This is a genomic window from Sorangium sp. So ce131, from assembly GCF_051519095.1.
Taxonomy (GTDB): Bacteria; Myxococcota_A; Polyangia; order Polyangiales; family Polyangiaceae; genus Sorangium.
This window is the reverse complement of sequence record NZ_CP150455.1, coordinates 10053171-10078830: the sequence shown is the minus strand read 5'-3', so window position 1 is coordinate 10078830 and position 25660 is coordinate 10053171. Positions and strand designations below refer to the sequence as shown.

The window sequence follows — 25660 nt, the reverse complement described above, 5'->3', positions numbered from 1 at the left end:
TCTTCTCGTGACCGGGCCATAGCAGAGGCCGCCGAGGGTTCCCCCCCTCCTCGGCGATCCTGCGGACCCGGTGGGCCCGCTGCGGCGGGCTTCAGGCCGGCGGGATCTTCCCGACCGGCCTTTCTTTTGCGCGCAGGACGGCCGCGCGGCAGCGTTCTTCGCGCCGCCCGCAGCCGGGCGTGATGCGGCGAGCGGCGAGCGGCCGGCCTCTCTCGGTGCGCGCCGCGGGCTCCGGGCCATCCGGCCCGAACTTCTCGACCTCGAGACCAAATCACAGTAACACCGCGGGCCCGCGGAGGAGCGACGCCTCCCCCGCGTCGTGCTGCCTCCCTCCGCGAGGGGCGCTTCAGCGAAGGAGAGCCAAGGATGCAGATGCACGGCGGGCGTGAGCAGCGCGTCGATCTCACGAACTGCGCGGTCGAGCCCATCCATATCCCGGGCAGGATCCAGCCGCACGGGGCGCTGCTCGTCCTCTCCCCGCGCGATCTCGCCGTCCGGCATGCCAGCCGCAACGCCGGGGCGCTGCTCGGGCGCGAGCCCGAGCAGCTCCTCGGGAGCTCGCTCCTCGACTTCCTCCGGCCGGCGGAGGGCACAGACATCGAGTCCGTCCTCCGGTCCGCGGACCCCGCCGCGCTGAACCCCCTCAAGGTGAACGCCGCCCGGGCGGGCGCGACGGCGTGGTTCGACGCGATCGCGCACCGAGCGGGCGAGCAGCTGATCGTGGAGGTCGAGCCCGTGGCCTCGTACGGGGGCGTGTCGTTCTCGGGCGTGTACCGCGCCGTGCACGCGGCGATCGAGCGGATCCAGGGGGCGGCGGGGCTCGCCGAGGCCTGCGAGGCGACCGCCGAGGAGGTCAAGCGCCTGACCGGGTACGACCGCGTGATGATCTACAGGTTCGACCGCGAATGGAACGGCGAGGTCATCGCCGAGGCCAGGGAGGCGGACATCGAGCCTTACCTCGGGCTGCGTTACCCGGCCTCCGACATCCCGCCGCAGGCGCGCGAGCTCTACACGCGGAGCTGGCTCCGGATCATCCCGGACGTCGCGTACCAGCCGGCCGACATCGTCCCCGAGCCGAGCAGGCCCATCGACCTGAGCTTCTCCGTGCTGAGGAGCGTCTCGCCGATGCACATCCAGTACCTCAAGAACATGGGTGTCGGCGCGTCGATGAGCGTCTCCCTCCTGCGCGACGGGGTCCTCTGGGGGCTCATCGCCTGCCACCACCGCACGGCGAGGCCGCTGTCGTACGAGATCCGGCAGGCGTGCGAGCTCTGCGGCAGGTTCCTGTCGCTCCAGCTCGTGGCCAAGGAGAAGCTCGAGGGCAGGGATCGGGTGCAGGAGATGCGGTCGCTCACCGCCCGGATCATCACGACGGTCTCGCGCCACGAGGACCTCGTCACCGGGCTCAAGGAGAGCGCCGCGGACCTCCTCTCGCTCGCGGACGCGACGGGCGGCGCCGTCTACCACGGGGACGTGGTGCGCCCGATCGGGCTCGCGCCGGCGCCCGAGGAGCTGCGCGGCCTGCACGCGTGGCTCCAGAGCCACGTCGCGGACCAGCCGGTCTTCCACACCGATTCCCTGTCGAGGCTCGATCCCGCGTTCGCCCGCATCAAGGACGTCGCGAGCGGCCTCCTGTGCCTCTCGATCCCGGAGCCGGACCCCTGGTACGTGGTCTGGCTGCGGCCCGAGGTGATCCAGACGGTCCGCTGGGGCGGCAACCCCGAGAAGCCGGTCGAGAGCTCGGCGGAGGGCGCGGTGCTCGGCCCCCGGCGCTCCTTCGCGCTCTGGAAGCAGACCGTGGAGCAGACCGCCGTCGCCTTCCGGCCCGCCGAGGTCGAGGCCGCCGAGGAGCTGCGGCGCGCGCTCATCGACCTCGATCTCTCGCGGCAGGTCGTGCGGGAGAGGAACGCCCGCGCCGCGGCCGAGAAGAGCAACGCCGAGCTCGAGCAGTTCGGCTACATCGTGGCGCACGACCTCAAGGAGCCGCTCCGCGGCATCAAGTCCCTCGCGGGCTTCGTGATCGAGGACGACCGGGCGGCGCTCTCGGCGGAGTCGCAGGGCAACCTGCAGCGGATCAGCGATCTCTCCGCCAGCACGATGGGGCTGATCAACTCGCTCTACGAGTACTCCCGCCTCGGCAACGTCGACTTCGCCTTCGGGCTGGTCGACCTCAACCAGGTGCTGGCCGACGTCACGGTGCGGCTCTCGGGCTCGCTCAAGGCGCGCGGCGCCGAGGTCCACGTGCCGCGCCCGCTCCCGGCGGTGTTCTGCGACCGCGTCCGGATCGGCGAGGTGCTCGCCAACCTGATCACGAACGGGATCAAGTACAACAGCAGCGACGCGCCCTGGGTGGAGGTGGGCTTCGACGAGACCTCCATCCCCACGGTCTTCTACGTCAGGGACAACGGCGTGGGCATCCCCGAGGGCGAGCGGCACCGGCTCTTCAAGATGTTCGAGCGGCTGTCGTACGCGGGGCACCACGGCGAAGGGACCGGCTCGGGGCTCGCCATCACCCAGCGGATCGTGGGCAGGCACAAGGGGAAGATCTGGGCGGATTCGCACCCGAGCGGGGGCGCGATCTTCTACTTCACGCTCGCCGAGGCGCCGCTCACGGACCCGTGATCCCGGGGCCGGGCGCGGCTCAGGGGCCGTCGTCGCCGGGCCCTCGCTCGGGCTCGACGGTGGCCGAGACGATCTTCCACTCGTCGTCGATCTTCTCGAGCCGCAACGTCACGGGCCGCTCGTCGCGGCGGACCGGCTGCCCATGCCGGGCGCCGGCGATCGTGGCGGTGGCGACGACCTCGGCGGTCATGCCGGCCTCGTCGATCCGGATCTCCGCGTCGCCGAAGCTCACGTCCGCGGACTGGTAGAGCCCCGCGGCCTTGGCCGCGGCCGCCGCGAGCTCGTCCCGCCCGGAGATCCGGCCGTCGAGCTCGGGGACGCTCGCGCGCGCGTCCTTCGTGAAGATCTCGGCGAACTCGCCGCGGACGCGGCCGAGGCGCACCAGCGGGTTCCGCTCGCCCTCGTCGATGCGCACCGCCTCGGAGAGCTGGGTGAGCCGCTCGCGGATCCGCTCCTCCTCGGAGGAAGAGGACAGGAGCGCCGCGGCGGCGAGGGCGACGCCGGCGGCGATGAGACCGAGCGGGAGCCAGCGCTTCATGCGGGGAATATACCGTCAGCCGACCCGCTCGGGCGCGCGCTGCAGCGCGGCGTCGATACCCACCCTGAGCGCGATGAGGATCGCCTCGCGGAGCCTCGCCGAGCCGAGCACCTCCTTCCAGAGGTACCCCGCGATGCCGAGCGACTGCGCGTGGGTCAGCATCATCGGCGCCGGCTGGCCCGTCATCAGGATCACCGGGGCATCGGTGATGCGCTTGATCTGCTCGAGCAGCTCCAGCCCGTCCACGTCGGGCAGGCGGTAATCGAGGAGGATGCAGTCCGGCGCGACCTCTGCGCACGCCTCCAGGGCGGCCTTGCCCGTCGGCGCCTCGATGAGCGTGACCTCGATGTCCGCCCAGTCCCTGAGATACCGTCCGTAGATCCGGCGATCGATCTCGCTGTCGTCGACGAGCAGGATCACAGCCTTGCGCAGCGCCATGTTCACGAGGTTCGCTTGTCCACGCTGCGCACGCAATGCGGACAGCGACAAACGCGGGGGATTCCGTCCCGCGGGCGGGGCCGGACCGGACGAGCGCAGGGCGGGCCCTGATGGGGTTGATTGTCTTGCTTACGCGCCGACGATCGGCTCGAGGCAGCGCTCGCGCGCCTCGCGCAGCGCGCCGAGCGCCACGTCGATCACCGCGGCGCTGCCCGACGTGATCGTGAGGCGGGCGCCGCCGGTCTTGCCGATCTCGACGCACGGCACGCCCGCCGCGCTGGCCTTCTTCGCGATCTCCGCGACGTCCTCGGGCCGGGCGCTCACGACGATCCGGCTCGGCGCCTCGCCGAACAGCGCCTCGGCGAGCTCCTCGCGCGCGCCGTCGGGCAGCCGCACGCTGGCGCCCACCGCCGCGGTCGGGTCGTCGGCGGCGGCGCAGCACTCGCCGAGCGCGATCGCGAGCCCGCCGTCCGAGATGTCGTGCGCGCTCTGGAGGAGCCGCGGCCGCGAGCGCGCGAGCGCGAGCAGCAGGGCCTGGAGGCGCGCCTCGCGCTCGAGGTCGATCGCGGGGCTCTCGCCCTTCACCTCGCCCGTGTGGCGCGCGACGTACTCCGAGCCGCCGAGCGGGCCGCCGCGCGGATCGCCGAGCAGGAGGACCGCGAGGCCTTCGGCCGGGAACGAGGCCCGGAGCACGTCGCCCGCGTCCGCGATGAGCCCGACGACCGCCACCGTCGGCGTCGGCAGGATCGCGCGGCCGTCGGTCTCGTTGTAGAGCGAGACGTTGCCGCTCACGACGGGCACGGAGAGCGCGCGGCACGCCGCGGCCATGCCGTCGATCGCGAGGGCGAACTGCCGCATGATCTCCGGCCGCTCCGGGTTGCCGAAGTTCAGGCAGTCGGTCAGGCCGATCGGCTCCGCGCCCGCGCACACGACGTTGCGGCACGCCTCCGCCACCGCCATCGCCGCGCCCTGGAACGGGTCGAGCTCGCAGAGGCGCCCGTTGCAGTCGCTCGAGAACGCGAGGAGCTTCTCGACGCGCTGGCCGTCGCGCTCGCACGGGACGTGCACCACGGCCGCGTCGCTGCCCGCCCGGACCTCGGTGCCGCCCCGCACGATCTGGTCGTACTGCCGCCACACCCACGCGCGCGAGCCGAGGTTCGGCGAGCCGGCCATCGCGAGGAAGAGCTCGCTCCACGAGGGCGGCGCCGGGATGACGCGCGGGTCGAACGCCCGGCGCGCGGGCAGCGTGGCGTCGTCGCGCTGCGGGCGGTCGTACTTTGGCGCGGCGTCGGTCAGGAAGTCGACCGGCATGTCGCAGACCACGACCGGGGCCTGTTGCTGGCCGGCCGCCGCGCCGCCGAGCGGGTCGTAGCCGGGCGTGGCGCGCACGACCCAGCGGCCCGTGTCGGTCACCTTGCCGATGATCGCCGCGTCGAGCTCCCACTTCGTGCAGATCTCGATGACGCGCGCCTCGCACCCGGGCTTCGCGACGAGGAGCATGCGCTCCTGCGACTCGCTGAGGAGCATCTCGTACGGCGTGAGCCGGGCGGCGCGCCGCGGGACGAGGTCGAGGTTGAGGTCGAGGCCGCTGCCGCTCCGGCCCGCCATCTCGACCGACGACGAGGTGAGCCCGGCGGCGCCCATGTCCTGGACGCCGACGAGCAGGTCCTCGGCGAAGATCTCGAGGCAGGCCTCGAGCAGGAGCTTCTCCATGAACGGGTCGCCGACCTGCACGGTGGGCCGCTGGCTCGGGCCGCCCTCGGAGAACTCGTCGGAGGCCATGGTGGCGCCGTGGATGCCGTCGCGCCCGGTCTTCGCGCCGACGTAGAGCACGTTGTTGCCGACGCCGCTCGCGCGCCCGTAGAAGATGCGATCGGCGCGGACGACGCCGCAGGTGAAGGCGTTGACGAGGCAGTTGCCGTCGTAGGCGCGGTCGAAGAAGAGCTCGCCGCCGACGGTCGGCACGCCGATGCAGTTGCCGTAGCCGCCGACGCCGGCGACGACGCCGCGGAGGAGCGCGGCCGTGCGCGGGTGGTCCGGCCGGCCGAAGCGGAGCGAGTCGAGGTTGGCGATGGGCCGGGCGCCCATGGTGAAGACGTCGCGCAGGATGCCGCCGACGCCGGTGGCCGCGCCCTGGTACGGCTCGATGTACGAGGGGTGGTTGTGCGACTCCATCTTGAAGACGGCCGCGAACCCGTCGCCGATGTCGACGACGCCGGCGTTCTCGCCGGGCCCCTGGATGACGCGCGGGCCGGTCGTGGGCAGCCGGGCGAGGTGCACGCGCGAGCTCTTGTACGAGCAGTGCTCGCTCCACATGACGCTGAGCACCCCGAGCTCGGTGAACGTCGGCTGCCGCCCGAGCCGCTCGCGCGCGCGCTCCCACTCGCTCGCCGAGAGCTTGTGCGCCTGCGCGAGCGCGAGATCGACCGGCGGATCGCCGGGGAACGGGGGAGGCGCGGGGGAGGGGGCGGCGGAGGGGTCTGCTGCGGCGCTCATCGCGCGCCTAGCTAGCGCAAGGACGCGGGGAGGGGAAGTCAGGCGTCGCGCTTGACGAGCAGCGCCGTGAGATCGTCAATCTGCTTCGCCGGGCCGGCGAACCTGCGCACCTCGGCGAGCAGCGCGCCGAGGATGTCGGACGTGGGCCGGTGGTGCAGGCGGTGGATGAGGTCGCCGACGCGCTCCTTGCCGAACACCTGCCCGGCGGCGTCCTGGTACTCGTAGAAGCCGTCGGTGAGCAGCACGAGGAGGTCGCCCGGCGCCATCACGAGGGGCGGCGTGGGGGCGAGGTCGAGGTCCATGAACATCCCGAGCGGCGTGGTCGAGGGGTCGCGCCACACGACCTGGCCCTCGGCCGCCCGGTAGTGGAGGATCGGCCCCTGGCCGGCCGCGTGGTACCGGAGCTGGTGCGTCGCCGGGTCGAGGATCCCGAGGAAGGCGGTGATGAAGCGGTCGCCCGGCAGGTCGTCGATGAGCTGCTGGTTGATGTGGTGGAGCAGCGCCTCCATGTCGGCCGACAGGCGGAGGCCGATCCGCAGCATCGCGCGGAACTGCGTGACGCTCAGCGCGGGGCCGATCCCGTGGCCCGCCGCGTCGGCGAGCAGGAGGAGCAGCGGCGACATGTCGGCGCGCTCGTCGAGCCGGATGACGTCGTAGATGTCGCCGCCGGTGTCGTCGGCGGGCTTGCTGAACACCGACAGCGAGTATCCGGGGCAGCGCGGCAGCCGCCGGAGCAGGACGTTCTGCTGGATCTCGCGCGCGATGGTGAGGTCGTGCTCGAGCTTGATCTTGATCATGCGCTCCTCGAGCAGGAGCGTGCGCTGCACGGCGACGGCCGCCTGCGCCGCGAGCAGCTCGGCGACGTCGCGCTCGTCCGGGCCGAAGCTGCCGGCCTGGGAATTCAGCATCTGCAGCACCCCGACGAGCTTGTCGTCGAGCCCGATGAGGGGGACCGTGATCAGCGATTTCGTGTGGTATCCTGTCCGGCGGTCGATCTCCGGGTTGAACCGCGGGTCCTTATAACAGTCGTCGACGACGATGGTCTGGCGCCTGCGCGCGCACTCCCCGGCGATGCCCTTGTCGATGCTGACGCGGATCTGCGTCTCGCCGGTGGCGACGCGCGAGTAGAGCTCTTTGGCCTCCTCGTCGTACAGGAAGACGCTGCCGCGGTCGGCGCCTATCACCTCGCGCCCCGTCATGATGATGAGCCCGAGCAGCTCGGTGAGGTCGCAAGGCGCCGCGAGCTTGCGCGAGACGTCCAGGATCAGGATCAGGGACGACGCGTCGATCAAGGAGGGAGTGCCCGCGCGCATGCGGCCGGAGAGTTTGGGCTACGTGGAAATAGGGGTCAAGACATGGTCATCGGCGCGGGAGGGTTCGCCCACGAGCGGACGCCGGCGTAAGGCGCTGTGGACAAGCCGCGCGGCAGGAGGGTGCGCGGAGCCCGCCGGCCTGACGCGGCCGTGGCCGCTGCGCGCGCTGCGGCCTCGGCCGCCGCTGCGGCGCTGCGCTGCGCCGCGCGGCGGCGTGGCGCCCGCGGACGGGCGCTCCCGGGGGCGTCTGACGCAGCGCGCCCGGGGTGAGGTTCGCGACACGCGGAAATGCTGCGGCGCAGGCGCTCCGGACGAAAGCGGCTCGCCGGATTTGCGGCGCGCGAGGCTTCACGCGATCTCGCCGAGAGCAAGCCTCCTCGGCCAGAGGCCATGAGTCGGGCCGCGGCGCTCGATAACAACGTGCCCGCGCCGGGGATGTCGTGTCGCTGGAGACGCGCGCTGGCCTCCGTCGAGGGAGCCCGCGCAGCACCGTGCGTGACGGGCGACGCGCTGGCGGCGCGGAGGAGCGCCCGCGGGTCTGCCGGTCGGGCTTGGCGCTACCACCCTGGCCCTGCCTGTCCTAGAACACCCGGCGCACACTCCTTGAAAGCGAGCTCCTCCATGAACCGCCTCCGCCTCGCCGCCCTCGCCCTGCCCGCCGCCCTCGTCGCGGCGGCCTGCGACGCACCGCCCGCGCCGGGCGGCGCGGCGCCCGACGCCTCGGGGGCCGCGCCCGCGTCGACCGGCGCGCCCGCGTCGCCCTCGGCCGCCGCGCCGCCGGCGAGTGATCCCGCTGCGCCGGCCGATGCAGGAGCCCCGGCGGACGCGGCTGCGGCCGCGCCCGCCGACACCGGCGCGGCCGCCGACGCGGGCGCCGCCGCGCTGGCCGACGCCGGCCCGAAGCCGCGGGACGCCGGCGCGCCCGGCGCCGACGCGGGCGGCGGCCGCGCCGAGGCGCCGGCGGCGAGCTCCGCCCCGGCGGCCGGCGGCCCTGCGCCCGTCGCCGACGCGGGCGCGCCCGCCGCAGCGGCGCCGGGCGCGCCGGGCCTCCCGCCCCCCGAGCCCGGCTCCGCGGACGCCGTCGCGGCCGAGGTCGACGCGATCTTCGTCGGGAAGAAGACCTACTTCGCCCGCTTCAAGCAGGAGCACACGCAGAAGATCTCCGGGGCCGTCAAGAAGCAGAGCGGCACGCTCGCGGTCGAGAAGCCGGATCGGCTCTCGTTCCGCTACGACCCGCCGAGCCTGAACCGCATCGTGTCCGACGGCGCGACGCTCAAGGTCTACGTCGCCGAGGACAAGCAGATGTTCGTCACGCCGGTGAGCCGCTCGGAGTACCCCGGCGCCCTCTCGTTCCTCATGGGCCACGGGCTCCGCCCCTCGTTCACGTTCACCTTCAACGAGAAGGCGAATTTCGCGGGCGGCCCCGTGCTCGTCGGCAAGCCGCGCGCGCCGACTCCCCATTACGAGACCGTGATGTTCTACATCGACAGGGCGCTGCTCGCGAAGAAGGACCCGGGCGTCGTGCGCCGCGTCCTCATCCTCGACGCGCAGGGCAACCGGAACCGGTTCGATTTCGAGAACGCGTCGCAGCCCGCCTCGATCGATCCCGCGGAGTTCCAGTTCTCGCCGCCGCCCGGCACCGACATCAAGCAGAATTGATGATCCCGCGACTCCCGCTCTCCGAGCTCTTCCCCGACTTCCACCCGGCGTGGATCCTCGGCGAGGACGAGGACCTCATCGTGGTCGACAAGCCGGCCGGCATGTCGACGCACGCGCCCGAGCCGGACCGGCTCGACGACGTGGTGACGCGCCTCCGCGCCTTCCTCCGCGCCCGCGGCGACGCCGAGGCCTACCTCGGGATCCACCAGCGGCTCGATCGCGACACCTCCGGCGTGCTGCTGTTCACGCGCCGCCGCGAGGCGAACCCCGCCGTCGCGCGCCAGTTCGAGGGGCGCGCCGTGCAGAAGACCTACGTCGCCGCCGTGTCCGGCTTCGGCGACCGCGCGCCGCGCGGCACCCTGCGGCACCGGCTCGTCCCGGCGCCGGGCGGCGCCATGCGCGCGCTGTCAGCCAACGATGCGCGGGATGCGCGCGACGCGCGGGCGGCGCGGGCGGACAGGGGCGGGGCCGACGCGGCGAGGGGCGCCGGCGGCGCGAAGAAGGCGGCGGGCGGCGCGAGGCGGGGTTCGCCCCGCGGCGGCGCGAGCAAGCCGGCACGGGGCGTTGAGAAGGCCGCAGGTGCAGCGGAAAAATCCTCTGCGAGCGGCGCCCTGGCGATCACCCATTACCGGCTGCTCGAGCGCCGCGGCGACCGCGCGCTGCTCGAGCTCCGGCCCGAGACCGGCCGCACCCACCAGATCCGGGTGCAGCTCGCCGCGATCGGCCTGCCCATCGCCGGCGATCCTCTCTATGGCGGCCCCGAGGCCCCGCGGCTCTTGCTGCACGCGGCGGAGCTCGGCCTCGAGCACCCCGGCACGGGCGCGCCCGTGGTCTTCCGGTCGCGGCCGCCGGCGGTCTTCGAGGCGTGGCTCGCGGGCGCGCCCGTGGACCCGTACGCGGGCGGCGTCGCGGCCGTCGAGCGCGCGATGCGCGAGGCCGCCGAGCGGCGCTACGGCGTCGCGCGCGCGGGCGACACCACCGCGTTCCGGCTCGTGCACGGCGCGGGCGACGGCCTGCCGTTCGTCTCGGTCGACCTCTACGGCGAGCACCTCGTCGTGTCGCTGTTCGGCGCGGGCGAGGGCGAGCCGGGCGCGCCCCCGCGGGACGTCGTGCTCGACGCGGCCGACCGGCTCGGGGCGAAGGGCGTCTACCTCAAGGCGCGCCCGAAGCACGCGAGCGTCATCGTCGACGCGCGGCGCGAGGAGTTCGCGCCGCGGCATGCGGTGCGCGGCGAGAGCGCGCCGGAGGAGTTCACCGTCCTCGAGAACGGCCTGCCGTTCAAGGTGCGGCTCGGCGACGGGCTCTCGACCGGGATCTTCCTCGACCAGCGCGAGAACCGGCGGCGCGTGCGCGAGCTCGCCGGGGGCGCGCGGGTGCTGAACCTCTTCGCCTACACGGGCGCGTTCACCGTCGCCGCCGTGGCGGGCGGCGCGCGCGAGAGCGTCACGGTCGACGTCTCCCGGGGCGCGATCGCCTGGGCGCGCGAGAACCTCGACGCGGTCGGGGCGGACCCGGCGGCGCACGTCGTGGTCGAAGCCGACGTGTTCCCGTGGCTCAAGGCGGCCGCGCAGGCCGGCCGGCGCTTCGACCTCATCGTGCTCGATCCGCCGAGCTTCGCGACCACGAAGAAGAGCCGCTTCAGCGCGGAGAGCGACTTCGGCGCGCTCGCCGCGCTCGCCTTCCGCCTGCTCGCGCCGGGCGGCCGGATGCTCGCCTGCACGAACCACCGCGGCATCGCGCGCGCCAGGTTCCGACGCCATTTGCACGAGGCCGCGCGTGAAGCAGGATGCGACGTCGTGCAGATGAAAGATCTCCCCGACCCCGTCGATTTCCCGAGCGACCCGGGCCGAGAGCCCCACTTGAAGAGCGTCCTCGCCAGCGTGGGCGCGAGCGCCGCGTCGGCGGCGCCGTCCGCGTCGGCCACGCCGCCCGCGTCGGCCACGCCGCCCGCGTCGGCCGGACCGGCCCGCCGCGGGCCCGCCGCGCCGGCCCGGGCGCGCCGCCGAGGTGCGCGATGAGCCAGCGCCGCCTGCTCATCACGATCGGCTCGTACGCCTACCTCGAGCCGGCCTTCCTCGCGGCGGGCGACTTCGAGCGCGGCATGGTCGAGCGCAAGAGCTTCCCCGACGGCGAGCGTTACCTGCGCGTCGCGGTCGACTGCTGGAGCCGCGACGTGGTCCTGCTCGGCGGCGCCCCGCAGGACCTCGACTGGCTCGAGATCTACGACCTCGGCTGCGCCATCTCCCGCGCCGGCGCCCGGTCGCTCTCCATCGTGATGCCGTATTTCGGCTATGCGACCATGGAGCGGGCCGTGAAGCCGGGCGAGGTGGTGACCGCGAAGACGCGGGCGCGGCTCATCTCGGCGATCCCGCCGTGCGACGCGGGCACGCGCATCTTCCTCTTCGATCTGCACACCGACGGCATCGAGTTCTATTTCAGCGACTCGCACGTGACCCGCCACCTCTACGGGGCTCCCCTGATCACGCAGGCGATCCGCGATTTGATGGGCGATCGTCCCTACGTGCTCGCGGCGACGGACGCCGGCCGGGCCAAGTGGGTGCAGAGCCTCGCGCGCACGCTCGGCGTGGAGCCGGCGTTCGTCTACAAGGAGCGGCGGGGCGACGGCGTCAGCGTGACGGGCATCAACGCCGATGTCTCCGGCCGCGAGGTCGTCATCTATGACGACATGGTGCGCACCGGCTCATCGCTCGTCCAGGCGGGGCGCGCGTACCTCGCCGCGGGGGCGTCGAAGGTGCACGCCGTCGCGAGCCACCTTGTCCTGCCGGGCGACTCGCTCGCGAAGATCCGGCAGGCCGGCGTGTTCACCACGCTGCTCGGCACCGACTCGCACCCTGGCAGCCAGCAGCTCGCCGGTACACCTGGGCTCCTGAGCTCGGTGGCGCCGCTCATGGTGCGCGCGCTGGAGCGCGAGCCGTGATACCGCGCCGCCGAGCGACGGCGAACCACGCCGGGTGACATGGAAGAAAGCGACCTCTTCGAACGCTACCTCTCGCGCTTGCGCCTCGCCGCGCCGCCGCCGCCGACCGAGCGCGGGCTGCGTGACCTGCACCTCGCCCACCTCCTGCACGTCCCGTTCGAGAACTTCGACATCCACCTCGGGCGCCCCATCGATCTCGCTCCCCAGGCGGTGCTCGGCAAGATCGTGACGCAGGGGCGCGGGGGCTTCTGCTACGAGCTCAACAGCGCGTTCGCCTGGCTGCTCGGGCGGTGCGGCCTGCGCGCCGAGCTGCTCCAGGCCCGCGTGTACGGGGCCGACGGCTCGCTGGGGCTGCCGTTCGACCACCTCGCGCTGCGGGTGACGCTCGGCGGCGAGCGGTTCCTGGCCGACGTGGGCTTCGGCGCCAGCGCGTGGTACCCCCTGCGCCTCGACGCGGCGGGCCCGCAATCCGACCCGGGCGGCGTCTTCGAGCTGCGCCGAGTCCCAGCGGAGAGCGTCGGCGCCGACGCCGACGAGACCTGGGAGCTGCACCGCGACGGGCGCGCCGTCTACCGGCTGGATGGCCGCACCCGGAAGCTCGACGAGTTCGAGGCCATGTGCCTTTACCATCAGACCTCGCCCGAGTCGCACTTCACCAAGAAGCCGCTGTGCACCCGGCTGCTCTCCGACGGAGGGCGCGTCACCCTCTCCGGTTCGGCCCTGGTCATGACGGCGCCGGACGGCACGCGGGCCGAGCGGCAGCTCGACCGCCCGGCGCTCGAAGCGGCCTATGCCGAGCACTTCGGGTACGCTCCCGCGGTCGTTCCGGTGCGCTGAGGATCGATCGAGGCGGCAACTCCCGCCGGGCACCGAGCCGAAGGCGGCGAGCTGGGCGACGGCGGCTCGTCGAGCGTCTCCACCGCGGCGCTGAATTCCCTTGCCCGCGCCGATCGGCGCGTGGATCCTCTCGCGCGAAGCGCGGATTGCGCAGAAAGGATGTGCGTGGAGGCCATGGACGAGCTGGTACGACAGGTCGCAGCGAAGGTTGGCATCTCGGAGGACAAGGCCCGCGTGGCGGTGGAGACGGTGGTCAATTTCCTGAAGGAGAAGCTCCCTGCGCCGCTCGCCGCCCACGTCGACACCGCGCTCGGCGCGGCGGCCCCCGCCATCGCCAACCTGGACGTGGGCAGCCTCGCGGGCTCGCTCGGCGGCCTGTTCGGCAAGAAGTAGCGGCGCCTTCGCGGCCTGTGTGCTCCTTCCCGGCGACCCTCTGGATTGCCGGCGACATCCCTGTTCCCGGCGACCTCTGGGATGCCGGCGACATCCCTATTCCCGGCGACCTCTGGATTGCCGGCGACATCCCTGTTCCTGGCGACCTCTGGAATGCCGGCGGCATCCCTGTTCCTGGCGACCTCTGGAATGCCGGCGGCATCCTTGTTCCCGGCGACCTCTCGATGCTGCCGGCCTCGCGCCGAGGTCTCCGGTCCTCGCGAGCAGGCGCTCACGTCATGGACGCGCAGCAGGCCTCGCGGCGCGCGCGCGACGTGGACGGGTCTCCCGTGCGGCCGACGTTCCAAGGCGCCCTTCGTGGACGGGCGCGCCGGCGCGTGCTGGACGACCGCGGCCCCGGTCCGCGTCGCGCCGTGACGCCATCCGTGCGCGCGGGCTCCACCCGGCGTCGCCGCGGAGCGCGGCGAGCGCGGAAAGACGCGAGTTTTCCGGACGGCGCGCGCGCCGGGATGGATAACCGCTGCACAGGCCGGCTCCGGCATCGGGCTTGCGAGCGTGCGAAGGTCGGAGATCTGGACAAGCGTCCGCCCGCCGCCCACGCGCGGACGGCAGCGCTTCCGGGATCGAGAGGAGCGAGAATCCATGGCGTCCGTGATCGGCGGCGAGGCCGCGTTCATCGGGTCCTTGACCGAACTGATCGAGCTCAATTGGTCCGCGGTGGACGCCTTCGCGGCGGCGCTGCCGCGGATGAGCCGCCCGGGCGACAGGAGCCGGCTCTTGAGCTTCCTGACAGATCACGAACGCCACATCGACGAGCTCGCCGCCATCGCCCACGAGCTCGGCTCACCCCCCCTGGACACCCCCACCCGACCCAAGCTGAAGAGCAAAGCGCTCACGAACGGGATCGTCGGCGACCGCGCGATCCTGGAGGCGATGAGGTGTCACGAGGAGGAAGCCTGCGCGGCCTACGAGCGGACGCTGCTGTCGCGCGAGGGCCTCTCCGACCGCGCGCGCGACGCCCTGAGGCAGGCGCTCGCGGTGGAGCGGCGTCACCGGGACTGGTTCGTGGAGCAGCTGGACGCCCGACAAGGGCTGATGCTGCTGCCCCTCTAGCGCCGGGATCCAGGGTCGACAAGGCGCGTGCGCGCGCCTCCGCGGTGAGGGCTGCCGCGTGGAGCCCCAGCTTCTCCATGGTCTTCAGGTACGGCTCTCGGTGGGGCTTGCTCCGTTGAACCCCAGTCGATTCCCGGCAAAGACGTGGGGTGTCGCTGGACACGGTTTTTTGCCGCCGTCACGGCACCGCGGCGTCGCCGGACCCTGACACGGCCGGGCACCGGAGCCCGGCGGAGGTCCCGCCCCGCGCCGCCTCGTGTAGTATCGCCGCGATGAATCGCGCCCTGATCTTTGCCTCCCTTGTCCTCGTCCTCTGCCTGCCGGGCTGCGACGAGCCGCCGAAGCCCGCCGCCCCGGCGGCCTCCGCCGCGGTCGCGCCGGCCGCCCAGGCGCCCTCCGCCGCGCCGCCTGCCGCGAGCCCCGCGCCGGCGGCCAGCGCCCCGCCGAAGCGGCGAGAGGTCGTGTGCACCAAGAGCGACCCGGTGACCTTCACGCACCCGGCGCTCGAGGCCCGCGTGCGGCAGCAGCTCCAGAAGCCGGAGGGGCCGATCGCGCGCGCCGAGCTCAAGAAGGTCAAGACGCTGCTCCTGTCCGACGCCCAGGGGCTCGACGAGCTCGATCCGTGCATCTTCCCCGAGCTCACCGGCCTCAAAGGGCTCTACCTGCCGCCGGGCAAGATCGACGATCTGAGCCCCATCAAGGGCCTCACCCGGATCGAGTCGCTGCGCGTCTCGGCCACCCTGGTGAAGGACCTCTCCCCGCTCTCCGGCCTCGCGAAGCTCGACCGGCTCGACATCGGCCGCACGCCCGTCAGCGACCTCTCCCCGCTCTCCGCCCTGACGAACCTCACCGAGCTCCAGATCGACGAGACGGAGGTGACGGATCTGAGCCCGCTGGCCAGCCTGAAGAAGCTCGAGATGCTCCAGATGAAACGGACGCGGGTGAGCGACGTGTCCCCGCTCAGGGACCTCAAGAGCCTGAAGAACGTGTACATCGAAGGATCCCGGGTCGACGACGCGAGCCCGCTCCGCGCCATCCCCGGCATCAAAATCCACGAGAGCTAGAGCGGTGGTCACCCGCTTCGGATACGGGCCCATCTCGACGTTTTCGGTGCTCAGCGCACTGGAGTGCGCTTGCGCGCCGAAAACGCCGAGCTGGGCCCGTCTCCTGTGCGGGTGACCGCCGCTCTGTGGTGCTGTAACGGAGACGGAGGAGAAGCGGTCTGGACCGAGCGCTTGCGGGGTCAGCGCGTGCGGCGGTGCGCCTCGGCGCGCTCCTTGATCCCTTGGAGCATGCGGTGCTCCATGATGAAGTGCTCCAGATCGAGGGTGAGAAAGGTGATGGCGGAGCCGACCACGGGGAAGCTGGGATCACCCATCTTCGTGCGGACCACGAGGCGCGTCGCGCCTCCCGGCGCGGGCGAGAGGACGAAGGCGCCCCACCACGTCAGGACGAGCGCGCGGTTCGGCTGGATCTCGGCGATCCTCCAGCCGATCGCGTCGCCGGCGAGGCCGGCCAGCCAGCCTGCGGGCGCGGCGCGCACGAGGTCGCCGGGGCGGCGATCCTGCCATTCGGGGTGAATCGCGTCGGCGTTGTGGATGTCCAGGAGGAAGAGGTTCTCGAGCCAGTCGTGGCTGTAGAACCCTGCCCGGTCCTGCCCGATCTGCGCGAGCCATGGCCATACGGCCTCTGGCGGCGCGTGGATGGTGATCGCGTGGTTCGCCTCGTAGGCGGGGTCGCGCCCGGGCTGGTCGCCGGGGAGCGGCGCGCGCAGCTCGGCGTCGGTCGCGCCCCAGCGCCGGTGCCACGGCCGCGACGCCGCGGCGACCGCGAGGAAGAGGACGAACCCGCAGGCGACCGCGTCGCGCGCCCGCCGCGCGGCGCGCCGGAGGCGAGAGCCCGCGCCGACGGGAGAGGCGCCGTCGACGACGCCCGGCGGGACGAGGAGCACGATCGCCGCGTCGAGAAAGAGCCCGGGGGCGAGATCCGGCCGCTGGAACGCGATCAGCGCGAACACCGATGCGGCCGCCGCCGCGAGGGCGAGCTCCCGCCAGCGCCGACGGAACGGCGAGGCGCCGAGCAGGCCGAGGCCGGCGCCGACGAACCCGACGAGCGCGACGGACCAGGCGACGTGGATGAGCCCGCGCAGGAGGCCTGAGGCCTCGAGGGCGCCGGCGCCGCGCATCGGGAGCACGGCGTGGGCGAGCCCGTGCAGCACGAGGACCCACCCCCCGAGGATGCGCGCCGCCCGCGCGGCGAACGCCTCGCGCGCCAGCGCAAACCGTGCACGCCCGAGGCCGGCGGCGCGCCCGAGGACGACGGGCTCGTCCTCCGCGGCGATCCGCGCGGCGCACGGCACCTCGACAGGCTGGTTCGACAGGGCGGATGGGGTCAAATGCTCCACGACGAGAGCGCATTGCCAGCGCCGTGCCGCTCCCCCCGGCGGCGTTCCTTACCTGGCCGCGCGCCGCCTCCGCGCCGCGCCGAGCGCCGCCGCGGTCGCCAGCAGGCCGATCTGCCATCCGGCCGCGCCGGCGTCGACCGGCGCGCCCGCGCCGGCCGCGCCGCACTCGCAGCGCACCTGCCCCTCGATGCGGCCATCCATGTGGACCGGCTCCTCTCCCGCGCCCCCGGCGCCCCCAGCGCCCCCGGCCCCTCCGCCTGCGCCGCCGCCTCCCTCGGCGCGCAGCGGCGGCGTGTCGATGACGTAGAGCGCCGGCCGGGAGCCCTGCACCAGGAACGGGCGCGCCGGGAGCGCCGGCCCGAGCGGCAGCGCCGCGAGCCGCCCCGCCGGCCACACGTCGGCCGCCTCCGGATCGAGCTTCCATGCGGCCGCGACCTCGGCGTCCGGCACGGCCCGCCGCCCGGCGCCGTCGAGCAGCCAGAGGTCGGGCGCGCCGTCGTCGCCGCGCGCGAGCCGCGGCGCCGCGGGGAACACGCCGCCCTCGGGCAGCGCCGCGAGCGCCGCGTCGGGGGCGCTGGCGACGTCCCAGAACCGCGAGAAGCCCCAGGCGCCGAGCGCCGCGTCGTCGCCGATCGGCCGCCGCACCCCGTCCGGCAGCGCGAGCGGGCACGAGAGCTCCTTCGGGCTCCCCTCGAGCTCGGCGTCGGCGCCGCTCAGCGCGTCGACCCCGTACGCGTGGACCACGTGCTCGCCGCCGAGCAGGCTGAGCGGCATCGGCGCCTCGAAGCCGTGGGCGCACGAGCCGAGCGGCGCGCAGAGGTCGTCCCGGTGCCGGTCCGCGGCGAGCGTGTACCCCTCTGCGCCCTCGTCGGTCGCCGCGCTGTCGAAGAAGAGCCGCGCGTCGGCCGGCGCGCCCTCGGCGTCCGGGTCGCGGGCCCAGCCGCGGATCCCGCGGCAGTCGGCCGTCTCCAGGGCTCCCTCGGGCGGCGTGTTGATCAGCGCCTGGTACGAGGTCACGAGCGACGTGTAGGGCGGGACATAGACCATGCCGACGCCGCTCAGCGCCTGCCGCAGGTTGAAGTGCAGGTGGATCGTCGTGGGCGTGTCGCCGAAGACGTTGGACACCCGCCCGATGCGCTGTCCCCGCGACACGGTCTGACCGGGCGAGACCTGGACGTTGGACATGTGGAGGTAGTCGTAACGGGTCCCGTCCTCGCCGGTCAGGTACACCGAGTAGCCGCCGACGCTGGTGATGGTGCCGTCCACGACCGCGACGACCCAGTACTTCCCGGCCTCGCAGGTCGGCGGCCGGACGTCCTGCCCCTGGTGTCCCGCTCCGGAGGGGCAGAGCGGCATCTCCCACGATCGCGACTCGCAGTAGTTGTCGCGCCACGGATAGGTGTAGTTGTCCGCGTCGCACTGGCTCCCCCTCGGTCCGCTGACCCCGCCTTTGCTGTAGACCTGGGAGTTGGCGAACGCGGGGCCCTCTTCGAGCGGGAAACGCATGGCGGGCGCGTAGACGAACGTGTCGTCGCGCCCCGAGCCCGAGCCGGGAACGAGGTCCCCGGCCGGGTGGTAAGAGAACGGATCGGCCGCGGCCTCCGCCGGCAGGAGCGCGAGCGCGGCGGTCGCGGCGAGCGCTGCCGTCGCCGCCGCGGCGCGGGGGAGGGGGCTGCGGTGGGGGCGCTGGCCGGGGTGAGGGCGCTGGCCGGCGTGGGGGCGCTGGCCGCGGCGGTGGTGTCGGCGCGGCGCGGTCACGGCTTGCCTCCCGCGGCCCGGGCGCCGGCGCCGCCCACGTACACGAGCTCCGCGGCGATCTCGCGGACGAGCGCGTCCGAGGCGCAGGCCGGCGCCTCGGGCGACGCGCACTCGACGTCCAGCGCATACGAGACGCCGCTCTCGACCCAGGAGGCGCTCCAGATCCCCTCGTTCGCCGTGATGAACGCGGGCTCCCCGCGCACGATGTGGGCCCCGCGGAGGGGCGGAATGCCGGGAACCTTCCGAGAGAGCCGGGTCATCGTGATGGAGACGGTGATCTCCTCCGTCCTTGCCCAGAACGAGGTCCAGTGCTCCTTGGCCACGATGACGGGCGCCGCGAGCAGCTCGCGCCGGGACGGCACGAGCACCGGCACCCGCGACGTCCCGGCGGCGTGGGCCGCCCTCTTCGGCAGGGCCGCGAGCGCGCCCCGGTCGAGCGACGCGGCCGGAGGCCATGCGACATGGGCGGGCACCGGCGGCGCCGCCGCGGCCGCCGACAGGGCGGCTGCCTGAGCGAGCGGCGACTCCGACGGCGGAGCGGTCTGCTCGCACGCGGCGACCGCGGCAGCGAGGAGGACGGGAACAGCAACGGGCACGCGGCGCATAGGCCCTCGCGAAAGGGGACCCTCTATTCTAGTCGAAGAACTGCACTCCTGGCCAAGAGATGCCGCGACGGACGCAAGATGTCGCCGGCGTGTGACCTGGACGACTTGACGCTCTGCGCGATGGTTTTGCTGGCGAGCGCGTCAAACGAGGCTGCGCTTCGCCGTCCGGGCTGCGGCGCCACGCCCGCCGGATCCAGCGCCGTTCAGCCGCTGGTCGCCAGGGCCAGCATGTCGTCCAGGAGGAGCTTCAGGTAGGGGCACTTTCCGTAAGCGACGTCGGGATCCAGCGCCCGGAACAGGTTGGTGCCGTCGATGACCTTCCTGTAACCTCTCTTCAGCTTATCGCGATAGAGGCGCTCGAGGAGCTTCGCGGGCGGCGTGTCGAAGTTCACGGTCTCCGGATGCGCGCACTTGCCCGGGAGCGCGGCGCGCACCTCCGCCGGGAGGATGGAAGGATTGGCCAGCAACCATGCCTCTGTCTCGTGCACCGCAGAGTGCTGGCGGTACCGCGGGTGCCCCACCTTGGCTTCTATGTCGTTCTTGAACCATGCGTATCGCTCGCTCGCTGTTGTCCTGTCGGCAGGATAGATGGTCGGTCCGTACAGGTCGAGCAGGCCGACGGCCCCTACGACACCCATGCTCGCTTTGCCCGTCAGGTGCAGCGTCACCTTCTTGGCGATCTCGTCATAGAAATCAGGCCAGCCCTCGAAGCGAACAACCTTGATGCCGATGGGCTGAGGGAGCCGCGGGTCGAGCCATCGCTTCAGGAGCTCGGGCAACGCCTTCTCGGTGTGGCCCTCGACAAAGAGGACGATCTTCATACCATCCCCTCGAGCTCCCTCGAGCGGAACAGCGCGCCGAGCGTGTACTCCTTGAGCCACCTGCGGAGCTCCTCCCCGTCCACGATCGACAGGCGCGTCTCGCCGTCCTGCCAGCGCGTCACCGTGGTCACCGGAGGCTCTGCGGTGAAGGCGTCCAGGAGCTGATCGGAGTGCGTGGTCAGGACGACCTGGGAGCGCTCGGCGGCGTCGGCGGCGAGCTCCGCCACGATGGGCAGCATGCTCGGGTGGAGGCCCGCCTCCGGCTCGTCGATCGCGATGAGATCTGCGGGGCTCGGGCTGGCGAGGATCGCGAGCAGAAGGAGGAATCGGACCGTGCCGTCCGACAGATCGGCGGCCGCTTGCTCCGTCCGCAGGGACCTCCAGCGGACGCGGAGCTGCACCCGCTGGTCCGCCGCCGGGGGGAAGACGAGCTCCTCGTAGTCGTCGCTGAACGCAGCGCGCATCGCTTCGTCAACGACCCTCTTGAAGTCGCGGCTCCCCGTGTAGAGCGTGTGGAGGACCGGGATGAGGTTCTGCCCATCCACGGCGATACGGCGATCCATCCTCGCCACGGCTGCCTGCCTGAGCGGCGCCTGCTGATCGACGTGCACGTCATGGTAGATGGACCAGCCCGATACCACGTCACGGAATCCGAGCACCTGCGCGTTCCCGAACGGCCCTGCCGTCAGCGACAGCAGCGACTGCTCGTCCAGCACGCTCCCTTCGTGCGCCGCCAGCCTGCGCTCCTGAGAGTCGAACGTCACCGCGTGGCCAGGGCGCCTCTCGAGAAGCTTCTTCGGTTCGGGCTTCTGGCCGTTCTCCTCGAGGTGATGGCTCGCCAGCTGCTCATGCTCGATCCTGTACGCGCTCGTCCCCCCGAGCTGCCGGAGGCGCAGCTCGTACGTCAGCGCCTCCGTTACAGGGGCCCTCCCTCGACCGCCCGGATCCGTCTTCACCGTCCAGGAGATTTCCTGCACCGCACCGTCCCAGAGCAGGGGAGCGATGCCGCCCCATCGCAGTATCTCCTGAGGCAGCTCGCCCAGCGCGCTCTTCTGGAGCAGCGCGAGCGCCCGGAGCAGGTTCGACTTGCCAGAACCGTTGGGGCCGATGACCACGTTCAGCCGGCCAGGCTGCCATGTCACATCACGCAAGGAGCGGAATCCAGCGATGCTCAGCTTCTGGATGCCCACAGTTCATTCCTTTCTGTGATTTCCTGCGCTTGGCGTGATGATCTGCGGGAGAGGAGCCCTCCCGGCGCCTTCCTGATCGAGGGCGGCTCGCGATGTCGTTGTAACACTGCTTCCTGGATCCCGGCCAGCGAGCCGTGTCCGCCGCTCCGAACGGCGCAGCTCCAGCTCCGCACCCCGCCGCGCTGGTCCCTCTCTGCGTCCGCCGCCCGCCGCCCGCGCGTCAGAGCGTCACGCCGCCCGCCGCCCGCGCGAGCGCCTTGTCCAGCGCTCCCGGGCTGAACCCGACGAGGATCTGCCCGCGGACATCGATGATCGGGATGCTGCCCCCGCGCTGGTGGCTCTTCGCGAGCTTGTCCTGCATCTCGGCGGCCGCGGCCGGATCTTCCTCGATGTCCTTGACGATCGCGGCGACGCCCTTGGCCCGCAGGTAGTCCGCCGCCTGGTGGCACGGCTTGCACCACGAGGCGCCGTAGATGATCACCGTGACGCCGCTCAGGCTGCTCGGGGCTGCGGGCGCGCCAGCGCCAGCGGATCCGGCGGGGCCCGGCGCCTCCGCGGGCGGTGGCGCCGTCTTCGCGAGGTGATCGGCGCGTCGCTTCTCCAGCAGCGCCTCCCATTCCCGCCGCGGCATGCTCCGGACCACGTACGCCCCGTCCGGGCGCTTCTGCGTCAGGTCCGCGACGTAGAACACGTCGCGTGTGCCCTCGGTCCGGTCCGACAGCATGGCGCGTACGAGCGCGCGGCCCTCGGCGGGGACGTCGGCCGGGCGGAGCTCGACGTGGGTGTCGCCCTGCGCGTCGATCCACGTGAGCATCAGGTTCGCCGTGTCGTCGCGCAGCTCGAGCGGCGGCAGCTCGGCCGCGGCCGCCGCCGGCGTGGTGCCGTCGTCGCGCTTCTCGTTGCAGGCCGGCGCGGCCGCGGCGAGCACGAGCACGACCGCGGCGGCGCGGGCGAGGCCCCCCGGCGTGGCGCGCGCCGCCCGCGTCACGCCCCGCCTCCCGCCGCCGCGGCGCCGAGCTCCTCGCTCAGCGCCATCCACTCGGCCATCGCCGCGTCGACGCGCTTCGCGAGCGCCTGCTCCTTGCGCGCCGCCTCGGCGAGCTTCGCCCAGTCGCCGCCCGGGTCCTTCTTCAGCTCCTCGCGCATCGCCGCGAGCTGCGACTCGCCCGCGGCGATCTCCGCCTCGAGCTCCTTCACCCGCTTGCGCTTGCGCTCCGCGGCCCGCGCCGCGGCCTTGTCGCTCTCGAACGCCCGCCGGCGCGCCGCCGCGTCGTCCGCGCCCCCGCCGTCCGGCGGCGGCATCGTCGCGCCGCTCCGCCGCACCGCCCGCGCGGGCTTCGCGCCCCCGCCCCGGTCGTCCGCCGCGGGCCTCGCCTCGTCGCGCGCCGCGGCCGCGCCGTTCTGCCGCGCCCCTCGCGCCGGCCCGCGCTGCGCCGCGCCCCGCTCCTCCGCCTCGCGCGCCGCCTCCTCGGCCGCGAGCTTCTCGAGGTTGTCCCGGTAGTCGCGGAAGCCGCCGGGATACACGTCCACCTGCCCCTCGCGCACCGCCACGATGCGCGTGGTCACCCGCTCCAGGAACCGCCGGTCGTGCGACACGAGCACCACCGTCCCCTCGAACCCCGTGAGCGCCTCCTCGAGGATCTCGGCCGCGGGGATGTCCAGGTGGTTCGTCGGCTCGTCGAGGAAGAGCAGGTTGCGCGGCTCGAGCAGCAGCTTGCCGAGCGCCAGCCGGCTCCGCTCGCCGCCCGAGAACCCCTGCACCTTCCGGAGCGCGTCGTCCCCGTAGAACCGGAACCGCGACAGGTACTGCCGCGTGGCGTCGACGTTCATGTCCGCGCGGACGCTGCGGATCTCCTCGACGGCGGTCCGGTTCGGGTCGAGCGTGCCGAGGTGCTGGTCGAAGTAGCCCTGGCCGAGGTTCGTGCCGCGCTTCACCTCGCCGGCGTCCTCGGGCGCGCCCACGCCTGCGAGCAGCTTGAGCAGCGTCGATTTGCCGGTCCCGTTCGGCCCGACGATGCCCACCCGGTCGCCGCGGCGGATGAGGAGGTCGACGCCGGAGAAGAGGGTGCGGCCGCCGCGGGCGGCGCCGAGGCCGCGCGCGTCGAGCACGATGTCCCCGCTGCGCGGGGCGGGCGCGAACCGGAAGCGGACCTTCTCGGCGGTCGCCCAGACGTCCTCGGGCCGGTCGATGGTCTCGAGCTTGTCGAGCATCTTGCGCCGGCTCTGCGCCTGCTTGGTCTTCTGGCCGGCGATGTTGCGCCGGATGAACTCCTCGGTCTTGGCGACGAACGCCTCCTGCCGCTCGGCGAGCTCCCGCTCGCGGGCGAGGTCCTCCTCGCGGGCGACCGCGTAGTCGCTGTACTTGAGCGGGTAGACCCGGAAGCTGCGCTGTCCGAGCTCCATGGTGTTCGGGCAGACCGCGTCGAGGAAGGCGCGGTCGTGCGAGATGCAGAGCAGCGCGCCGCCGAGCCCCGCGAGGTGCTTCTCGAGCCAGGTGATGGTCTCGATGTCGAGGTGGTTCGTCGGCTCGTCGAGCAGCAGCAGGTCGGGCTCGATCGCGAGCACGACGCCGAGCTGCAGGCGGCCGCGCTCGCCGCCGGACAGGCTGGCGACGGGGCGGTCCATGTCGGCGGGCCTGAACCCGAGGTGGGCCGCGATGATCTCGACGCGGCGCTCGAGGTCGTCGCCGCCGGCGATGTGGTAGCGGTCGGTGAGGTCGCTGAGCCGGGCGAGGTCGGCCTCGCTGCCGCTCGCGGCGTCGAGCTGCGCCGCGGTGAGGGCGTGGCGCAGCTCGAGCACCTCGGAGAACCCGGAGAGGAAGGCGTCGAGCACGGTGCCCTCGGCGTGGAGCTCGTGTGACTGCCGGAAGTAGGCGATCCGGATCCCTTTGCGGATCACGACCGAGCCCGTGTCCGGGGTGAGCTCCCGGGCGATCAGGCGGAGCAGGGTGGATTTGCCGGCGCCGTTGGGGGCGACGAGCGCGGCGCGCTGGCCGAGCTCCAGGGAAAAGGTGATGCCCTGGAACAGCTTGTCGGCGCCGTAACCGAAGCTGAGGTCGGCGACCTGGAGGACCGTCATTGCGGCCGAGTTCTAGCATGCGTCGGGCGCGCGCAAGTGCGCCCGGGGCGGGGGGTCGGCGCGTGGTGGGCCGTGAGGGCGAGCGGCGGGGCTCAGGACTCGGCGAGCGCCGTCTTGGCGGCCGGGCGCCCCGTCGTGCGGCCGAGCCAGCCCTGGAGGTTCGGCAGGTTCGAGACGTCGATCTTGGCCCAGCTGAGGCCCCAGCCGAGCACCGCGGCGAGGTCGAGGTCGACGAGGGTGAAGGTCTCGCCGGCGATGTACGGGCGGCCGTCGAGGCGGGCGTCGAGGATGCGGAGCAGGTTGTGCAGCTCGCCGAGGGCGATCTCGGCCTGCTTCGCGCTGCGCTGCTCCTCGGGGAAATACTCGCTCGTGTTGGCCATGTAGCGGAACAGGGTGGCGGCCAAGGTGACCTGGCCCCAGACGAGCCAGCTCAGGGCCGTGAGGCGCTCGGGCGAGCCAGGGGCCGGCCACAGGCCCTTCTCGACGCCGTACCGTTCGCCGAGGGCGATCTGGATCGCCACCGATTCAAAGATCGGGGTGCCGTCGATGACGAGGGTCGGCACCTTGCCGTTGGGATTGAGGGCCAGGAACTCCGGCTTCTTCTGCTCGCCTGCGCGCAGATCGACCCGGACGGTCTCACACGGGACGCCGAGCTCGGCGAGGGTCCAGCGGATGCGCGTCGCGTTGCTCTGAGGGGTGTAATAGAACGTGATGGACATGGTTGTTGGCCTCCGGCGGCCCCTTGTAGTGGATCTGGAGCCTCGATGTCACGCGCGGCGTGCAGGGGGACGCGGGGTTGTCGGCGATTTCGCTGGGAGGCAGTAAGCGTCAGTTTTGCCATGCCGAGCAGGATTCCGACGCGGTATGTTGGGGGGGTGAAGGTGTGATCCACCCGTGACTCTGCCGTAACGATTCGTTGGCTTCCGCGAGCGGCGCGTGATGGGGCGCACAGGCCCCGGCGTGGTGCGCTAAGGGACGAGGCGCTCAGCTTGCTGTCGTCGGCAGAGGCCGGGGGGCGCAGGACCGGAGCGGAGACGGCGCAGGAGACGGCCGGGGCGACGCAGGAGCCCGGCGGAGACGGCGCAGGGGATGGCCGGGGCGACGCAGGAGGCGGCCGGGGCGACGCAGGAGCCGGGCGGAGACGGCCCAGGAGGCGGCCGGGGCGACGCAGGAGCCGGGGCGGAGACGGCCCAGGAGGCGGCCGGGGCGGCGCAGGAGCAAAGCGGAGACCGCGCAGGGGCGGGGAGGGGCCGAGACGGCGGCCGGGGAGGCGCCGCCGCGGAGCGGGGGCGGTCCGAGCGGGGCCAGGAGGCCGGAGCAAACGGATCGCCAGAGCGGCGCCTTGTGCTTTCCCGCGGAGGTACAGATTGTTAGATCTCTCCCTGGTCCCCCGCCGGTGCGCGGGACTGACGCTGCGCAGGAAGCGGTTCATGAGGATGCTGTGGTCAACGAGGATG

The 25660-nt window shown here is 73.0% G+C and carries 20 protein-coding genes; 8 read left to right on the top strand and 12 right to left on the bottom strand.

All coding sequences use genetic code 11. The annotated features are described in order from the left end of the window. Positions 1 to 366 precede the first annotated feature (366 nt). Positions 367 to 2622: an ATP-binding protein gene (locus WMF43_RS36620; protein ID WP_437671942.1), complete on the top strand. Its 2256-nt coding sequence runs from the start codon at positions 367 to 369 to the stop codon at positions 2620 to 2622. A gap of 19 nt (positions 2623 to 2641) precedes the next feature. Here the strand turns inward: WMF43_RS36620 and WMF43_RS36615 are convergent, their stop codons facing one another. The 4 genes from WMF43_RS36615 to WMF43_RS36600 form a co-directional block, all read right to left on the bottom strand. After that, on the bottom strand, positions 2642 to 3160 hold the full coding sequence (locus WMF43_RS36615) for a nuclear transport factor 2 family protein (RefSeq protein ID WP_437671940.1): 519 nt from the start codon (positions 3158 to 3160) through the stop codon (positions 2642 to 2644). A 15-nt stretch (positions 3161 to 3175) separates the two neighbouring features. Then, on the bottom strand, positions 3176 to 3598 hold the full coding sequence (locus WMF43_RS36610; protein ID WP_437684158.1) for a response regulator: 423 nt from the start codon (positions 3596 to 3598) through the stop codon (positions 3176 to 3178). A 129-nt stretch (positions 3599 to 3727) separates the two neighbouring features. Further along, positions 3728 to 6094 (bottom strand): phosphoribosylformylglycinamidine synthase subunit PurL, encoded by a 2367-nt coding sequence (gene purL, locus WMF43_RS36605; RefSeq protein ID WP_437671938.1) that lies wholly within the window; start codon positions 6092 to 6094, stop codon positions 3728 to 3730. A gap of 38 nt (positions 6095 to 6132) precedes the next feature. Continuing rightward, on the bottom strand, positions 6133 to 7407 hold the full coding sequence (locus WMF43_RS36600; protein ID WP_437671936.1) for a SpoIIE family protein phosphatase: 1275 nt from the start codon (positions 7405 to 7407) through the stop codon (positions 6133 to 6135). Between the two features lie 621 nt (positions 7408 to 8028). Here WMF43_RS36600 and WMF43_RS36595 point away from each other — a divergent pair. The 7 genes from WMF43_RS36595 to WMF43_RS36565 all read left to right on the top strand — a co-directional run bounded on the left by WMF43_RS36595 (position 8029) and on the right by WMF43_RS36565 (position 15411). After that, a complete protein-coding gene (locus WMF43_RS36595; RefSeq protein WP_437671934.1) occupies positions 8029 to 9066 on the top strand; it encodes a LolA family protein in 1038 nt (345 codons plus the stop codon). Further along, positions 9066 to 11084 carry a class I SAM-dependent methyltransferase gene (locus WMF43_RS36590; RefSeq protein WP_437671932.1) on the top strand — a complete coding sequence of 673 codons (2019 nt, stop codon included), beginning with the start codon at positions 9066 to 9068 and terminating at the stop codon, positions 11082 to 11084. The genes WMF43_RS36595 and WMF43_RS36590 overlap by 1 nt, the downstream gene beginning before the upstream one ends. Continuing rightward, positions 11081 to 12004, top strand: coding sequence for a ribose-phosphate diphosphokinase (gene prs, locus WMF43_RS36585; protein WP_437671930.1), 924 nt, complete (start codon positions 11081 to 11083; stop codon positions 12002 to 12004). Before WMF43_RS36590 ends, prs begins: the two co-directional genes overlap by 4 nt. Positions 12005 to 12043: 39 nt before the next feature. Next, a complete protein-coding gene (locus tag WMF43_RS36580) occupies positions 12044 to 12841 on the top strand; it encodes an arylamine N-acetyltransferase family protein (protein ID WP_437671928.1) in 798 nt (265 codons plus the stop codon). A 174-nt stretch (positions 12842 to 13015) separates the two neighbouring features. Continuing rightward, positions 13016 to 13234, top strand: a complete 219-nt coding sequence (locus WMF43_RS36575) for a hypothetical protein (protein ID WP_234022839.1) — start codon at positions 13016 to 13018, stop codon at positions 13232 to 13234. Positions 13235 to 13876: 642 nt separating this feature from the next. Beyond that, positions 13877 to 14347 carry a ferritin-like domain-containing protein gene (locus WMF43_RS36570; protein ID WP_437671926.1) on the top strand — a complete coding sequence of 157 codons (471 nt, stop codon included), beginning with the start codon at positions 13877 to 13879 and terminating at the stop codon, positions 14345 to 14347. A 272-nt stretch (positions 14348 to 14619) separates the two neighbouring features. Further along, positions 14620 to 15411 (top strand): leucine-rich repeat domain-containing protein, encoded by a 792-nt coding sequence (locus tag WMF43_RS36565; RefSeq protein WP_437671924.1) that lies wholly within the window; start codon positions 14620 to 14622, stop codon positions 15409 to 15411. 179 nt (positions 15412 to 15590) lie between these two features. On the opposite strand, the gene WMF43_RS36560 is transcribed toward WMF43_RS36565, so the two are convergent. The 8 genes from WMF43_RS36560 to WMF43_RS36525 form a co-directional block, all read right to left on the bottom strand. Continuing rightward, entirely contained in the window at positions 15591 to 16751 is a 1161-nt protein-coding gene (locus WMF43_RS36560; RefSeq protein ID WP_437671922.1) for a hypothetical protein, read from the bottom strand. Between the two features lie 48 nt (positions 16752 to 16799). After that, positions 16800 to 18509 (bottom strand): M23 family metallopeptidase, encoded by a 1710-nt coding sequence (locus WMF43_RS36555; RefSeq protein WP_437671920.1) that lies wholly within the window; start codon positions 18507 to 18509, stop codon positions 16800 to 16802. Continuing rightward, the gene (locus WMF43_RS36550; protein ID WP_437671918.1) at positions 18506 to 19114 is read right to left on the bottom strand and encodes a hypothetical protein; all 609 of its coding nucleotides are present in this window, start codon (positions 19112 to 19114) and stop codon (positions 18506 to 18508) included. Before WMF43_RS36550 ends, WMF43_RS36555 begins: the two co-directional genes overlap by 4 nt. Before the next feature lie 203 nt (positions 19115 to 19317). After that, positions 19318 to 19935 (bottom strand): DUF4276 family protein, encoded by a 618-nt coding sequence (locus WMF43_RS36545; RefSeq protein ID WP_437671916.1) that lies wholly within the window; start codon positions 19933 to 19935, stop codon positions 19318 to 19320. Next, positions 19932 to 21125: an AAA family ATPase gene (locus WMF43_RS36540; RefSeq protein WP_437671914.1), complete on the bottom strand. Its 1194-nt coding sequence runs from the start codon at positions 21123 to 21125 to the stop codon at positions 19932 to 19934. Before WMF43_RS36540 ends, WMF43_RS36545 begins: the two co-directional genes overlap by 4 nt. 220 nt (positions 21126 to 21345) lie before the next feature. Beyond that, positions 21346 to 22113 carry a glutaredoxin domain-containing protein gene (locus tag WMF43_RS36535; protein ID WP_437671912.1) on the bottom strand — a complete coding sequence of 256 codons (768 nt, stop codon included), beginning with the start codon at positions 22111 to 22113 and terminating at the stop codon, positions 21346 to 21348. Then, positions 22110 to 24203, bottom strand: coding sequence for an ABC-F family ATP-binding cassette domain-containing protein (locus tag WMF43_RS36530; RefSeq protein WP_437671910.1), 2094 nt, complete (start codon positions 24201 to 24203; stop codon positions 22110 to 22112). Before WMF43_RS36530 ends, WMF43_RS36535 begins: the two co-directional genes overlap by 4 nt. Before the next feature lie 92 nt (positions 24204 to 24295). Beyond that, positions 24296 to 24922, bottom strand: a complete 627-nt coding sequence (locus WMF43_RS36525; protein WP_437671908.1) for a glutathione S-transferase family protein — start codon at positions 24920 to 24922, stop codon at positions 24296 to 24298. Between the last annotated feature and the right edge of the window lie 738 nt (positions 24923 to 25660).

What these genes read in the sequence shown, in the direction of transcription:
- WMF43_RS36575 (WP_234022839.1), top strand. Translation starts at nt 13,016, where the DNA reads ATGGACGAGCTGGTACGACAGGTCGCAGCGAAGGTTGGCATCTCGGAG.
- WMF43_RS36595 (WP_437671934.1), top strand. Translation starts at nt 8,029, where the DNA reads ATGAACCGCCTCCGCCTCGCCGCCCTCGCCCTGCCCGCCGCCCTCGTC.
- purL (WP_437671938.1), bottom strand. Translation starts at nt 6,094, where the DNA reads ATGAGCGCCGCAGCAGACCCCTCCGCCGCCCCCTCCCCCGCGCCTCCC.
- WMF43_RS36600 (WP_437671936.1), bottom strand. Translation starts at nt 7,407, where the DNA reads ATGCGCGCGGGCACTCCCTCCTTGATCGACGCGTCGTCCCTGATCCTG.
- WMF43_RS36610 (WP_437684158.1), bottom strand. Translation starts at nt 3,598, where the DNA reads ATGGCGCTGCGCAAGGCTGTGATCCTGCTCGTCGACGACAGCGAGATC.
- WMF43_RS36530 (WP_437671910.1), bottom strand. Translation starts at nt 24,203, where the DNA reads ATGACGGTCCTCCAGGTCGCCGACCTCAGCTTCGGTTACGGCGCCGAC.
- WMF43_RS36545 (WP_437671916.1), bottom strand. Translation starts at nt 19,935, where the DNA reads ATGAAGATCGTCCTCTTTGTCGAGGGCCACACCGAGAAGGCGTTGCCC.
- WMF43_RS36550 (WP_437671918.1), bottom strand. Translation starts at nt 19,114, where the DNA reads ATGCGCCGCGTGCCCGTTGCTGTTCCCGTCCTCCTCGCTGCCGCGGTC.
- WMF43_RS36580 (WP_437671928.1), top strand. Translation starts at nt 12,044, where the DNA reads ATGGAAGAAAGCGACCTCTTCGAACGCTACCTCTCGCGCTTGCGCCTC.
- WMF43_RS36570 (WP_437671926.1), top strand. Translation starts at nt 13,877, where the DNA reads ATGGCGTCCGTGATCGGCGGCGAGGCCGCGTTCATCGGGTCCTTGACC.
- WMF43_RS36590 (WP_437671932.1), top strand. Translation starts at nt 9,066, where the DNA reads ATGATCCCGCGACTCCCGCTCTCCGAGCTCTTCCCCGACTTCCACCCG.
- WMF43_RS36525 (WP_437671908.1), bottom strand. Translation starts at nt 24,922, where the DNA reads ATGTCCATCACGTTCTATTACACCCCTCAGAGCAACGCGACGCGCATC.
- WMF43_RS36565 (WP_437671924.1), top strand. Translation starts at nt 14,620, where the DNA reads ATGAATCGCGCCCTGATCTTTGCCTCCCTTGTCCTCGTCCTCTGCCTG.
- prs (WP_437671930.1), top strand. Translation starts at nt 11,081, where the DNA reads ATGAGCCAGCGCCGCCTGCTCATCACGATCGGCTCGTACGCCTACCTC.
- WMF43_RS36615 (WP_437671940.1), bottom strand. Translation starts at nt 3,160, where the DNA reads ATGAAGCGCTGGCTCCCGCTCGGTCTCATCGCCGCCGGCGTCGCCCTC.
- WMF43_RS36620 (WP_437671942.1), top strand. Translation starts at nt 367, where the DNA reads ATGCAGATGCACGGCGGGCGTGAGCAGCGCGTCGATCTCACGAACTGC.